This window comes from Novosphingobium sp. P6W (assembly GCF_000876675.2).
Taxonomy (GTDB): Bacteria; Pseudomonadota; Alphaproteobacteria; order Sphingomonadales; family Sphingomonadaceae; genus Novosphingobium.
Map to the genome: position 1 here is coordinate 1,872,765 of NZ_CP030352.1, position 12,812 is coordinate 1,885,576.

12 protein-coding genes and 2 pseudogenes are annotated in these 12,812 nt (G+C 60.5%); 10 read left to right on the forward strand and 4 right to left on the reverse strand.

All coding sequences use genetic code 11. The annotated features are described in order from the left end of the window. Positions 1 to 43 precede the first annotated feature (43 nt). The 5 genes from TQ38_RS09090 to TQ38_RS09110 all read left to right on the forward strand — a co-directional run bounded on the left by TQ38_RS09090 (position 44) and on the right by TQ38_RS09110 (position 6,115). Positions 44 to 1,348, forward strand: coding sequence for an NRAMP family divalent metal transporter (locus TQ38_RS09090; protein WP_043979257.1), 1,305 nt, complete (start codon positions 44 to 46; stop codon positions 1,346 to 1,348). Between the two features lie 467 nt (positions 1,349 to 1,815). After that, complete coding sequence (locus TQ38_RS09095; protein WP_043979255.1) at positions 1,816 to 3,066, forward strand: DUF4010 domain-containing protein; 1,251 nt, start codon at positions 1,816 to 1,818, stop codon at positions 3,064 to 3,066. Between the two features lie 443 nt (positions 3,067 to 3,509). Further along, positions 3,510 to 4,238, forward strand: a complete 729-nt coding sequence (locus tag TQ38_RS09100; protein ID WP_043979251.1) for a hypothetical protein — start codon at positions 3,510 to 3,512, stop codon at positions 4,236 to 4,238. A 51-nt stretch (positions 4,239 to 4,289) separates the two neighbouring features. Then, on the forward strand, positions 4,290 to 5,723 hold the full coding sequence (locus TQ38_RS09105; protein ID WP_043979249.1) for an ATPase domain-containing protein: 1,434 nt from the start codon (positions 4,290 to 4,292) through the stop codon (positions 5,721 to 5,723). A 35-nt stretch (positions 5,724 to 5,758) separates the two neighbouring features. Next, positions 5,759 to 6,115, forward strand: coding sequence for a response regulator (locus TQ38_RS09110; RefSeq protein WP_043979248.1), 357 nt, complete (start codon positions 5,759 to 5,761; stop codon positions 6,113 to 6,115). Positions 6,116 to 6,382: 267 nt separating this feature from the next. On the opposite strand, the pseudogene TQ38_RS09115 reads toward TQ38_RS09110, so the two are convergent. Next, a pseudogene (locus TQ38_RS09115) lies at positions 6,383 to 6,664 on the reverse strand (transposase); the annotation flags it as partial. Between the two features lie 24 nt (positions 6,665 to 6,688). Here TQ38_RS09115 and TQ38_RS09120 point away from each other — a divergent pair. The 4 genes from TQ38_RS09120 to TQ38_RS09135 all read left to right on the forward strand — a co-directional run bounded on the left by TQ38_RS09120 (position 6,689) and on the right by TQ38_RS09135 (position 7,654). After that, the gene (locus TQ38_RS09120; RefSeq protein WP_240197837.1) at positions 6,689 to 6,856 is read left to right on the forward strand and encodes a TrbI/VirB10 family protein; all 168 of its coding nucleotides are present in this window, start codon (positions 6,689 to 6,691) and stop codon (positions 6,854 to 6,856) included. Positions 6,857 to 6,868: 12 nt separating this feature from the next. Beyond that, the gene (locus TQ38_RS09125) at positions 6,869 to 7,090 is read left to right on the forward strand and encodes a DUF2274 domain-containing protein (RefSeq protein ID WP_043979247.1); all 222 of its coding nucleotides are present in this window, start codon (positions 6,869 to 6,871) and stop codon (positions 7,088 to 7,090) included. A 59-nt stretch (positions 7,091 to 7,149) separates the two neighbouring features. Beyond that, complete coding sequence (locus TQ38_RS30895) at positions 7,150 to 7,251, forward strand: DUF736 family protein (RefSeq protein ID WP_255417970.1); 102 nt, start codon at positions 7,150 to 7,152, stop codon at positions 7,249 to 7,251. A 256-nt stretch (positions 7,252 to 7,507) separates the two neighbouring features. Continuing rightward, positions 7,508 to 7,654 (forward strand): AlpA family phage regulatory protein, encoded by a 147-nt coding sequence (locus TQ38_RS09135; protein WP_240197838.1) that lies wholly within the window; start codon positions 7,508 to 7,510, stop codon positions 7,652 to 7,654. A 510-nt stretch (positions 7,655 to 8,164) separates the two neighbouring features. On the opposite strand, the gene TQ38_RS09140 is transcribed toward TQ38_RS09135, so the two are convergent. Further along, on the reverse strand, positions 8,165 to 8,971 hold the full coding sequence (locus tag TQ38_RS09140; protein WP_240197839.1) for a catalase: 807 nt from the start codon (positions 8,969 to 8,971) through the stop codon (positions 8,165 to 8,167). A 14-nt stretch (positions 8,972 to 8,985) separates the two neighbouring features. On the opposite strand from TQ38_RS09140, the gene TQ38_RS09145 reads away from it, so the two are divergent. Continuing rightward, positions 8,986 to 10,163 (forward strand): IS3 family transposase gene (locus tag TQ38_RS09145; RefSeq protein WP_113941902.1). Its coding sequence is split into 2 segments (ribosomal slippage): positions 8,986 to 9,250 and positions 9,250 to 10,163, totalling 1,179 coding nucleotides; the frame shifts between segments, so codons are not numbered across the junction. A gap of 9 nt (positions 10,164 to 10,172) precedes the next feature. Here TQ38_RS09145 and TQ38_RS09150 read toward each other — a convergent pair. Continuing rightward, positions 10,173 to 11,051, reverse strand: a pseudogene (locus tag TQ38_RS09150) (catalase); the annotation flags it as partial. A gap of 446 nt (positions 11,052 to 11,497) precedes the next feature. Beyond that, positions 11,498 to 12,748, reverse strand: a complete 1,251-nt coding sequence (locus TQ38_RS09160; protein ID WP_240197841.1) for a DUF2254 domain-containing protein — start codon at positions 12,746 to 12,748, stop codon at positions 11,498 to 11,500. Positions 12,749 to 12,812: the final 64 nt, after the last annotated feature.

A 12,812-nucleotide genomic window follows, 5' to 3' on the forward strand; every position in this document is an offset into this window, starting at 1 on the left:
AATCTCCCGCCCGAAACCAACGCATTCCGGGCATGAGGCGACCATGAAAATGGTTCCAGCTGGCGAGTCTGCGGATTCCATTCCCTCGAGGCCGCACTCATTCCTGAAGTCGCTGGGTCCCGGTCTGATAACCGGCGCTGCGGACGACGATCCCAGCGGAATCGGCACGCATAGCCAGATTGGCGCCCAGTTCGGCTATGGCCTGTCCTGGACCTTCGTCCTGAGTTTTCCGCTGATGGTCGCCATTCAGGAAATCGCGGGCAAAATCGGGTGCGTAACGGGCGCTGGAATCGCACGGAACCTGAGGCGCCATTACCCGCGCGTGGTCCTGTGGATTATGGTCTCACTTTTGCTGATAGCAAATGTCATCAACCTGGGCGCGGACTTGAGCGCCATGGGGGCAGCGCTGGCACTTCTCACGCACGGGGACAGTGGCTTGTATACGTTGCTGTTCGGCATCGTCTGCGTGATCCTCGAGGTTGGTTTGAGCTATCCGCGGTACGCTGCAATTCTCAAGTGGACCACGTTGTCGCTTTTCACCTATGTCGCCGTGGTCGCCGTAGCCCACGTGCCTTGGGCACATGCCTTGCGCTCGCTCGTAGTGCCTGAGCTGCAGTTCAACGCGGCTTACGCAACCGCATTCGTTGCGATCCTTGGGACGACGATCAGCCCCTATCTGTTTTTCTGGCAAGCTGGCCAGGAGATCGAGGAGCAGCACCGGCATCACGTTAAGCCGCTCTGCCTTACCGCCAGCACGGCAGGGCCTGAATTGAGGCGTATTCGCCTGGACACTCTCACCGGGATGGCGGTCAGCACCGTCATATCGTTGGCGATCGTGTTTGCGACCGCAGCGACGCTCCACGCCAGCGGTGTCCGGGATATCACGACTTCTTCGCAGGCCGCAGAAGCGCTTCGTCCGATAGCAGGGCAGTTTGCATTCGCTATGTTTGCATTGGGTATCATCGGGACCGGCCTTCTGGCGGTCCCGGTGCTGGCGGGGTCTGCGGCATATGCCGTCACGGAGATGACGGGAAGGGCAGGCAGCCTGGATGCCAAACCACTCTCGGCGAAGCTTTTCTACGGCACCATTGCCGTGACAACGCTGGGCGGCGCCTCCCTGAACAACATAGGCCTGGACCCTGCGCGAGCGCTTTACTGGGCTGCGGTGGTCAATGGCGTCCTGGCAGGACCGCTGATGGTCATGATGATGCTGATCGTCCGTAACCCCCGGGCTATGGGGCGGCTGACGGTATCTCGTGGCCAGGCGGTAGTAGGATGGTGCGCGACGGCGGTAATGCTCGCTGCGTCCATGATCTTCCTCGGTTTTACCGCTTGGGACGTTGTTTAGTGGGGGAATGAACTACTCATCGATGGTTCACCAGAGGCTTCTCTGTGCAGTGCAACGCTTGACGGTCGCTGTTCCACGGCGGGGGCAGGTGGGTTCGGCCACTGCGATCGGAAACTTTGGGCGGCAATCGTGCCTCGGTCCAAGATGATTGGCCCGTCAACCTAACGCATTCTGGGCTGATACGGATGTCGTTCACCCCCAGGAAACGCCTATCGAGGAATTCGTAATGATGCTGAGGCGGATCATGCAGGTATCGAGACGACTTTATCCAACGGAGCTCATCAACGCGAGCGCCTCGGGCGAGGTGGTTTCGGCAGATGACATGTCGGCAGTCATGCGGACAGTCTGCTATTTGCTCGGTAATGGCACGCACAGCGGCGTATGGCACGTCAGATGGCCACGCCATGGAAGAGGACTTGCAGGCGCACGATGCGCTGAGTCTTGCTGCAATGTTAGGTTGAAGCGCAGTGGATGAAACGCATCCGCTGGTCAGATTGGCGGCGGCACTTGCCACAGGTCTGCTGGTGGGCATGCAAAGAGGATGGGCACTGCGCGATCGCACTGCCGGGTCGCGCGTCGCCGGTTTCAGGACGTTCGGGCTTCTTGGCTTTTGCGGCGGGCTGGCAAGCCTGCTTCCCACTGGCGTGGGCGCAGCCATGGCTTTCGGAGTCTGCGCCGTGGTTACCATAGGCTACACCAAAGAAGCCGATCAAAGTGACCTCTCGGCTACGAGTGCCATTGCCGCCATCGCGACGTTCGCCGCCGGGTTTGCGGCAGTCGCGATCTCAGTCCAGGTTGGCTTGGGGACGGGCGCGGCGACGTTCGCCATCTTGAGTGCGCGCCATTCGATGCATACTCTTCTGAGAGGCATGGACGAGGCTGAGATCGACGCCGGCGCTCGTTTCGCGGTCGTAGCGCTCATCATATTACCCCTGCTGCCCGATACCGCCATGGGGCCGTATGACGCATGGAATCCGCGCCATGTCTGGATGATCGTAGTGTTCGTCACCGGCATGTCGTTCTTCGGCTACGCGGCGGCCCGCCGCCTTGGGGGCAAAAAGGGAACCATGATAATGGCTTTCCTTGGGGCAATGGTGTCATCGACCGCAGTCACTGCGGACTGTGCCAGGCAATTGAGGACTGATCAGGAGGGCGGGGCTTCGCTCACAGCGGGTATAGCCGTCGCCTCTATCGTGATGTTCGTCCGCGTCGAGATATTGGTTATAATGCTCGCGCCGGACGCGGCTCCATCGATGGCCTTCATCTTGGCGCCAGCTGTACTGACGTCAGCTGCTTTTGCCTTCTCGGCTTGGCAGGACAGCGGCCGGCAGGCCCACTCGCCGACGCTTGCGAATCCTCTTTCCCTGTCGACCGCATTCATGCTGGCAGCATGGGTTGCCATCCTGGCCGTGGCTTCGCACTGGGCGCTTGAGCTTTTCGGCAGGTCGGGCATCGCCATTGTGCTTGGCCTAACCGGCCTCGTCGATGTCGATGCCGCTGTGATCACGGTGGGATCACTGCCTGCGCCCGTGTTGGCGAATCCAGCCGGAGGCCTGATCTTGGTTACGCCGGTAGCTGCCAATACCGTTATGAAAGCGGTGATGACGGTCGCGATCGCAGGTCGAGATCAGGGATGGAGGGCGTCGCTGTCGTTGTGGTCATCGGCGTTGGCCTTGGCGGTCGGATGGGCTTGGTGCGAAGGCGAAGCTGGAGCATAGAGCGCGGCGCCGCCAGACGGGCGGCCGGACGGACTGCTGTGCCCACATTCTGGACGAAGTGCTCTCTGACGGACGCGCGATCATGATCCGCAGGAAGTCGGTGAAAGGCCAGGCACCTCGCCGCGAACGGTAAAGGCAAACGCCACATACGCTTTCTTCACCGTTCGCGGCGAGTGCACTGGCTCGACCTCCCCGGGGATTCTGGCGGGTCCGTGAAAGCCCGGCGGCTTTCGGTTGCGGGGAGGGCCCTACCATTGGCAACTTGACGGGAGCGCGGAGAAACTGAAAGTCGAGGTCGACTGGTCCGTCATCGTGAACGAGATGTCGCCCGCCAACGAACTCGCGAAGCGCGGAAACGCCCAAGTGAACGCGATCGGCGGTATGCGGGCAGCAATTGAACGGTATGCCCGCATGATGGCGGCGACGTACGCAACCTGGGGAATTTGCGCCGCGACCACCCAGCCGTAATCGCGCGGCCGTTGCGCTGGTCCGAAGCGATCTGGGCGGTCACTGGCGCGGCGCTACTGTTGGTATTGGGTCTGATGCCCATCCCTGCTGTGATTGGTGCGGTGGGCCAGGGGCTCGACGTCTATCTCTTTCCGACTGGGATGATGCTGCTGAGCGAAGTGGCCCGCAAGGAGGGGCTGTTTGATTGGGTGGCCGCGACGGCAGCGATTCATTTCAAAGGTTCAAGTGCGCGGCTGCTCGCGCTGCTTTCGCTGGCAGCAGTCGGTGTAACCTTCGTTGTCTTACGCTGGACCCAGCGCCGCAGTTTGTCTGAGCCGTGCGAATGGGACGTGCCACGTTCACCGCAGACGATGGCTGGCAAAGCGGTACTCGCCGGGATCGTGGGTACAGCCATCCTTTTAATCGTGACATCTGCTCGCTGCGGGCAACTCGGTCTGCCGATCGCGATCGCTGGGATACTCACGGCGGTGACGCTTTGTGCGCTCGCCCGGCGGTCGCCCGGGGGTATCGCGTACGATGTATTCTGTGGTTCTAGGCGTTCCGCCGTGAGGGGGAAGACATCGGATTCTGGCGTTTCCTCAAGCTTGGTGCGGTGGCGATGCCCCTGGCGCTCGCGGCTGCGCTCGGCGCTCGAATCATTTTGGGTTAAAGGGACGCCCGGTCCGCCAGGTCGGGCGGTTTTTTGCTTTCGGATCGAGCCGTGATCGATAAGAGGGCGGGCAGCTATCTCGGGCATTCAAGCAGGAGTCTCGCCAGTGGAGGAATTCTCGCGCATCGCGAGTGGGATCGGTGGACTGGATCAGATCCTCGAGGGGGGACTGATCAAGGGTGCCTCCTATATTGTCCAGGGCCGTCCCGGCGCGGGCAAGACCATTTTATCCAATCAGGTGGCATTCCACCATGTCGCCGACGGTGGCCGGGTTCTGTTTGTAACCCTGCTTTCGGAGAGTCATGATCGCCTGTTCCAGGCCCTTGGCAGGTTCGACTTCTTCGATGCCGAAAAGCTGGGCGAGGACATCTCGTATGTCAGCGTCTTCCAAACCATGCGGCAGGAGGGCCTGGACGCGGTGGTCAAGCTGCTGCGGCATGAAACCAAGCGGCGCCAGGCGACCTTGCTGGTTTTTGACGGACTTCTCAACGCACGTGACCGCGCTGACAACGACTTCGACGTGAAAACTTTCGTGGCTGAGGTGCAGGGGCAGGCTGCGTTCGTGGGCTGCACTGTGCTTTTCCTGACAAGCGCAAGTCTGGAGGAGACGAGCCCCGAACACACCATGGTCGATGGTGTCATCGAACTGAGCGACATGCTGGCCGGGGTCCGCACGGTTCGCCAAATACAGGTCAGGAAGTCGCGCGGTAGCAAGGCGCTGGGCGGGTTACACAAGTTCGAGATCGATCGGCGCGGCGTAACGATCTACCCTCGCGTGGAGGCGCTCTATGGCGGTGCATTACCCGACGAGGAAATCTCGAGTGCCCGACTGAGTTGCGGGGTCGCGGAGTTGGACGCCCTGATGGGAGGCGGCGTTCCGCAAGGTTCGGTAACCTTGGTAGCTGGACCGACCGGGAGCGGCAAAACCACTCTGGGTCTCCATTTCCTGAGCAAAGCCACCGCCGAAGAGCCGACTTTGCATTTCGGTTTTTTCGAGAATGAGCAGCGCTTGCGGCTAAAGGCCCGCAGCCTCGGCATTGCGCTGCCCGAAGCGGGCTCCGCCTATTTTACGGTTCTGTGCCATCCGATGGGTGAAAACCTGCTCGACCGGCTTGCTCACGAGCTCATCAATGAGGTCCGAGACCGAAAAATCTCCCGGCTGTTTATCGACGGGTTGGGGGGCTTCGAAAGGGCATCGGTCCACCGTGAGAGATTGGCCGAGTTTTTTGCCATATTGATGAACCATCTCCGGTCGCTGGGCGTTACGACGTTAGCAAGCTGGGAAACTCGCGAACTTATCGGATCGAATGTTTACGCGCCCGCCGGGGAAATATCGGCGGTCTTGGACAACCTGATATTGCTGCGGCAATTTGAAGAAAATGATGAACTGCAGCGATCGATTTCCATCCAGAAAATGCGAGAGAGCGCCTTCGATACGAAAGCTCGCCGGTTCGCGTTCACGCCGGGCGGATTGCGCATCAGCGAGCCACTCAAAAAACCGGGCAAGGAAGCTTCCGTCACTTTCCCCCTTGCGGACTAATTCGTCATGATCGCATCGCGGAGAGGGCCACAATCATGGCGTTGATCGTGATCGCCGACGATGAATTTCTGCTTGCCGCCATGCTGGCCGACATTCTTGAGGACGAGGGCTACGAAACGGTCGTGGCGTCGCACGGTCAGGAAGCACTTGAGCGGATTCGATCCCGGCGGCCAGCCTTGCTCATCACCGATTTCATGATGCCGGTCATGACCGGCCTGGAACTGGCCATGGCGTTGAAGTCCGACCCGAAAACATTGGACCTGCCAATCATCCTGGTCAGTGGCGCGCAAGGGGCTATCGGCCGCCAGCACAGCGAGTTGTTCGAACAGGTTCTTGACAAACCCTACCGCAATGAAGAACTTCTGGCAGCCGTCGAACGCTTGCTCACATAGTCTGAACCTCATCGCCGTGAGATATTCGAGCACGGGCAAAAACAGCGCAAAGCGGGGCCCGATGGTTAGGTTGCTCGTCGCCAACCGAAATCTTGATCGCTTTTGGCGTGGATTAGACAGCGCCACCCAGAGTGGCGCTGTACCAGCCGTTTTTCAGGAAACCCTTGCCGCAGGAGGCCCATCATATCTTAGTGTGGCCCTCGCTTCGTTGGCCTGACAAGCGATCGCTCCGGGATCTGATTGGCTATCTCAACCAACCTGCATTGATCAGAACCTACGCGCCCATTTTCGACGTCCGATGGTCATGATGCGCCGCGGTTGATCAACGAGCTTGTTCCAAGCTTCACAGCAGAGGTCGATGATGTTTTCGTAGGATGTGAAGACGCGGTTGGAGAGCCAGTTGTCGCGCATGAACTGCCTGATGTTCTCGACCGGGTTGAGTTCGGGGCATTTGGGCGGGAGCGCGACAATGCTGATGTTGTCGGGGACATCGAGCTTGTCGGTCATGTGCCAACCGGCCTCGTCCATCAGCACGACCGCGTGGGCTCGCTGGGCAGCAACGAGAGCGATCTGGTGCGTGCTGTCCGACAATCGACGCAGCAGTCCGCCAATCAGGCTGGGCAGCAGATCGTCTCGAAAAACCTCAACATCCAACCCACGATCACCGTTCGTCCCGGCTGGCCGCTGCGCATCGTCGTCCACAAGCACATCATTCTGCGGCCCTGGGGAGGCGCGCGCTGAAAGGAGGCAATCATGCTCAAGCTTGCAAAACTGCCCGACCGAACTCCGATCAAGCTCAGCCTTACGGTCACGCCCGATCTGGCGCGGGCGCTTGGTGACTACACGGCGGTGTACAACCATGCCTACGCCGACAGCGCCGAGACGGCCGAACTAATTCCGGCCATGCTGGAAGCCTTTCTTGCCAATGACCGCGTGTTCGCCAAGGCGCGCAAGGAAGCGGAGGCCAGTCCATGAAGCGCGGCATGGTCATCGGGCGCTTCAAGATTTCTCGGCAGGGTGGTTGGTAAGGAGAAATTCAGACCCTCACCATCCATCGTCAGGTCCGCCTCGTTCCTGACGACGATCGTGCGAGCGTGAATGCACCGGCGTTCCGGGTAATGATGGGCTGGCAGTAGATCGGAGACACCTGGGAGCGCCAGTCGCGTACCGAGCCGGTCCGCCACTATCTGCGTGTCAGGATCGACGATCCGATGTGCTCGATCAGTGCCATGTGGTTTACCGACCCTGACGATTTGACGGCGCGGTTGGTGTTGCCGCCCCGTCAACCTCGTGCGTTCAGGGGAGGGGAGAGGGGATGTCTGAATTTACGGACCGCCTGAGCGGCTGCTGAAGCTCGAGGAGGTAATGCGGCGTGTCGGCTTAGGCAAATCGATGATCTATCGATTGATTTCACAAGATCGTTTTCCCGCGCCATATAAGCTGTCGCCTGCTGCATCCCGTTGGAGCGAGCAGGAAGTTGGTGCGTGGATCACCGATGTTAAAGACGGGTTCGGGGGGAAGCGGCGGGCGCTTTGGTAAAAGGGGGTCATTTCTTCGAGCGCTGCCGCCAACACTTTTACACCAGCACAGATCGAAAGAGGGAGTCGGAAGAAATGATAATTGCTGTCCGGACCATGCTTTTCAAACACGGGATCGAAGTTCCGATCGCTGTTGCGCTCGTTTTCGGCAGCGGTCAAGCAAAGTTGGTCGCCTCGTTCTCCTCAGACACGGTCGATTCAGGCAGAGGCAGGCAACCTGAAATGCGGTGTTTTCCGCCCTATTGAAGCCTTAGGATGCTACCGACCGCTACAATCTGTGCTTCGTGATTGGGGGCTTTGGGCCGCTAACGTCTGGTCCGATAAACGAAATCATGTTGCAGGGCAGCGACGTTGAGCGCTCCGTTGCTCTCGCGTCAGTTGAGGGGCAGGGCAATTCATGAAGCAGGGGGGCATTTAAGCACGGAACACGGTCTGCGCCATCATTGCCAAGGGGGGGCGACCTGACACCATGTGCGACAGGCGTGCTCCGCCCTATAGGCCGCACCAACCGTTACTTGGCTGGCTCAGCCTTGTAATCGCCGGCGACTGCGTCCTTGCTTCCCTCACCCTTTGCAATCGACGCCGTCGCGGGGATACCTTGGTAGCCGGAAATCGATTCGGCGCTCGCCATGCCGGGAGCCTCTGACATTCCGCCGAGCAGGCCGCGGGTGGCCTTCTCGATCCGATCACCGATGTCCTTGTCCACATTGCGCCAGTAATCGAAGGCGCGCACGAGGATTGGTTCGCTGACGCCGTCGGCCAGATGTCCCGAAACGTTGGTGACGAAGCGTTCGCGCTGCGCGTCGTCCATCACTTCGCGCACCAGCGCGCCAGGCTGGCTCCAGTCATCGTCGTCCTGGCGCAGGGAGTACGCAGCGCGCACCATGTCGCCATCGGCCATCCACGTTGCTTCTCCGCCGACTTGCGGCTGGGCGCCGGGGCCGCCGTAGGAATTGGGCGCGTAGACCGGATCGAGCGCGTTGACTGTCCGCCCCTTCCCTGCACGCGAATACGAATGGACTTCGGCGGCCTTGGCCTGATTTACCGGGATCTGCTTGTAATTGACGCCGAGCCGGGCGCGGTGGGCATCCGAATAGGAAAAGCCGCGTGCCAGCAGCATCTTGTCCGGGCTCAGGCCGATACCGGGTACCATGTTGTTCGGCTCGAACGCCAGCTGCTCGATCTGGGTGTCCCAGTCGACGGGGTTGGTGTCGAGCGTCAGCTTGCCGACTTCGATCAGCGGATAATCGGCGTGCGGCCACGTCTTGGTGATCTGCCCCCCGCTGAGTGGCCCAGAGACTATGATAGTCTGGACCATGAAAGGGGCATTGAATGCCGAGCAAGAAGCACAAGCCGGAAGAGATCATCGGCAAGCTGCGTGAAGTTGAGATTGTGCTAGCGCAGGGAGCCTCGACTGCCGAGGCATGCCGGCGGATCGCGGTCAGCGAGCAGACCTATTATCGGTGGCGCAAGGAGTATGGCGGCCTGAAGACCGATCAGGCGCGGCGGATGAAGGATCTGGAGAAGGAGAACCAGCGGCTGCGCCGGGCGATCTCGGACCTGACGCTGGACAAGCTGATCCTGCAGGAGGCTGCACGGGGAAACTTCTGAGCCCCGCGCGGCGGCGGCGCTGCATCGATCAGGTACGACGGGATCTGCCAGTCCGGGTATCCGAGCGACGGATATGCCGGGTGCTGGGTCAGCATCGATCGACGCAGCGCAAGATGCCGCGCGGGGCGGATGACGAACAGGCACTGACCGAGGACATCATTGCATTGGCGAAGCAATATGGTCGTTACGGCTACCGCCGGGTCACGGCGTTGCTGTGCCATGCAGGGTGGACGGTGAACCATAAACGTGTCGAGCGGATATGGCGGCGTGAAGGACTGAAAGTCCCGCAGCGCCAGCCAAAGCGCGGGCGTCTATGGCTCAATGACGGATCCTGCATCCGCCTGCGGCCGGAATATCCGGGACATGTATGGGCCTACGACTTCGTCGAAGGGCGCACGCATGATGGCCGCAAGTTCCGCATCCTGACCATCATCGATGAGGCCAGCCGGGAGTGCCTGGCGCTCGTCGTGGCGCGTCGGCTCAGGCATGAGGATGTTCTGGCGGCCTTAGCCGACCTGTTCATCTCGCGCGGCCCTCCGGCACATATACGGTCCGATAATGGCAGCGAATTTATCGCGACCGCCGTCCAGCAATGGCTGGGGCAGATCGGCGTGAAGACGCTCTACATCACGCCGGGATCACCATGGGAGAATGGCTATAACGAAAGCTTCAACGGGTCGCTTCGCGACGAACTGCTCAACGGCGAGATCTTCTACAGCCTCGCCGAAGCCAAGGTGCTGATCGAAGCTTGGCGGCGGCATTACAACACCGTCCGCCCGCATAGCAGTCTGGGATACCGACCACCGGCACCGGAAACGGCGACACCGCCATATCCGGCCTCCGGTTCCGCTTCGCTCCACCTCCGACCGGATATGGCGGCGATGGGCTTAATCCACTAACAAACCAAACGGTCCACTCGGTGGGGGCAGATCATTGGTCAGATCGAACGGATTGATCCGGTACGTCTTGGCATCCTCGAACGGCATGATCTGGAATTTCAGCGTCCAAGTGGGGAATTCACCCCTAGCGATGTGCTCGAACAGGTCGCGGCGATGGTAGTCGCCGTCTTGGCCGGCCATCTTGTCGGCTGCGTCCTGCGTCAGGTGCGCATTGCCGTCGCCCAGATCGGTGTGGAAGTGCCACTTGACCCAGAACTTCTCGCCCGCCTCGTTGATGAGCATGTAGGTGTGGCTGGAATAGCCGTGCATTTCGCGCCAGTTCTTGGGCACGCCGCGATCGCCCATCAGGTAGGTGACTTGATGGGCGCTTTCGGGGCTCAGCGTCCAGAAATCCCACTGCATGTCGTGGTCGCGCAGGCCATTATCGGCGCGGCGCTTCTGGCTGCGGATGAAGTGCTGGAACTTCATAGGATCACGGATGAAGAAGATGGGGGTATTGTTGCCCACCATGTCGAAATTGCCGTCCTCGGTGTAGAACTTCACCGAGAACCCGCGCGGATCGCGCCAGGTGTCGGGACTGCCGCGCTCGCCCGCGACCGTGGAGAAACGCATCGCGGTTTCCACTTTCGCGCCGGGCTGCAGGAACTTTGCTTTGGTGTATCGGGTGAGGTCGGCCGTGACCTCGAAATGACCGAACGCGCCGCTACCTTTGGCATGGGGCTGGCGCTCCGGAATACGCTCCCGGTTGAAGTTCGCCATCTGCTCGATCAGATAATGATCGTTGAGGACGATCGGGCCATCGCGCCCGATGGACAGCGAATGTTCGTCGCTCTGCACCGGAATGCCGGCATCGGTGGTCGTGCGCGGGGCGGATTTGTTGTCGGTCATGGTCGGATACTTTCGGCGAACGTGTCAGCGGGACAATCCTGTAACGTCGCGGGCGGTACAACGTTCCGTCGCCGCGATATGCCAGCAGCCTTACGCCTATTCTGGGCGTTCCCCCAGATCACCGAACTGTCGAAATCGGCCATCCGGCAGGGCGGGCAAGATATTGCCTGTGTGTCCGACGAATGCACACTGCGGATGCCATTCGAGATGGAGACGACATCACCATGGCTCTCGTTGCGCTGCTACAGACGGCCCGGTTCCGGCAACTCGCGACCAGAGCCGATGATTCGTCGAACGCCGATTACCCTGATTAGCGCGCTCGCCGAGGAAGGCACCCATGGCTTCGAACTGCTGCGCAAACCTTATTCAGTGGCCGAACTGTCCATAACTTTCACGCAGATCATGCGCGGGAAGGCGACAACGGCTACATATTGCGATGACGCGGGCTATCGATCGGCATGGTGCCTAATTCGATCGTGCACCGTGCGTAACCTGTCTTCATCTGTGGGACTCGCCAATTGAGATTGCGCTCTCGCCAAGGCGTCTTCGGCCTCGAACATGCAGTCTTGCCGTGCCTGTGGCTCGATGGCAGCAAGGGCCGCCAGAGACTTCTGCAGACGGATGCCCAATTCGACGGTGCCCGCCCCGTCACGCGCAAGGGGTCTGTAGAGATCCTCCAGCAAGTCCGGGAATGCGAACGCGGGCACATTGACGCCAGGGAACGGATCGTCTCTTTCCTCGGGGTCGTGACGGAGAATGGCTGCCAGCACACGCGTGCCGGCTTCCAGCACCGCGATCGCCGTTCCCTGGTCGTTGACGGCGGGAGACAAGGCGCGCGAGCCGATCTCGGAAAGCACCACGAGCCCGAAACGCGGATCGTGGTCGAACGCGCGGTTGTTTGAAACGGTAAAAGCCTCACGGATTCGTCGCATCTGGCGATCATCCAATCGCACAGTCGTCCAAGCGATAACGCGTGCAGGATCGACGAACGTGCCAGGGAGAGCAGACAGCGTGATTTCGCCACTTATCTCCTTGGCGACCTCGGCGAGTTGTGGCGTGTCTACATGGGTGATCCTGCCAATGCCCTTATGGTGGATGCACGTTGCACCCGAAGGAACGGCACGGCGCTCCTTCTCACCGAACCGAGGCCGCTGAGCCATAGCACGCACAGCCTGCGTGGCGGCGTGCTCCACGCGTTCGATGGTGTCGCCGACCCGGCCAAAACGCGTGATGTGCTCGATCCAGCGCAGGAACGTCACGACGATCAACGCAATCACCAGGATCGTGCCAGCGAAGAGAATCACGCGTCCCGTTTCGCCATAGAGCCCGGTCGACAGGGCGATGATCCCGACCACAGCGAAGAGGAAGCTGCCGAGAAACGTCGCGAGCGCATTCTGGGCGGTCGTATCGTCGATCAGCAGCTGGACGGCCCGCGGTGTGATGTTGCTCGTCGCCCCTGCATAGGCAGAGACCATTGCGGTCAGCGAAAACGTTGTCACGGCCAACATGCTCGAAGCGAGGACATTGAGAATATTGTCGACGGACTTAGCACCGACCTTACCTGCGAAATCGTAGGAAATCGTGTGCCCCAGCAGGGCTCCGGCCATGGCGAGGGCCACGGCGAAGACGCAGAACAGGGCGGCCCGGAACCACATGCGCCTTGTGAGCAGGCGCACGGCCCACTGCCATCGTTTCATTGGCTCTTTCCCGTCCGCCTGAAGGTCAAACGGGAAGCGACGGCGGAGCCTGATGTTCCATAGG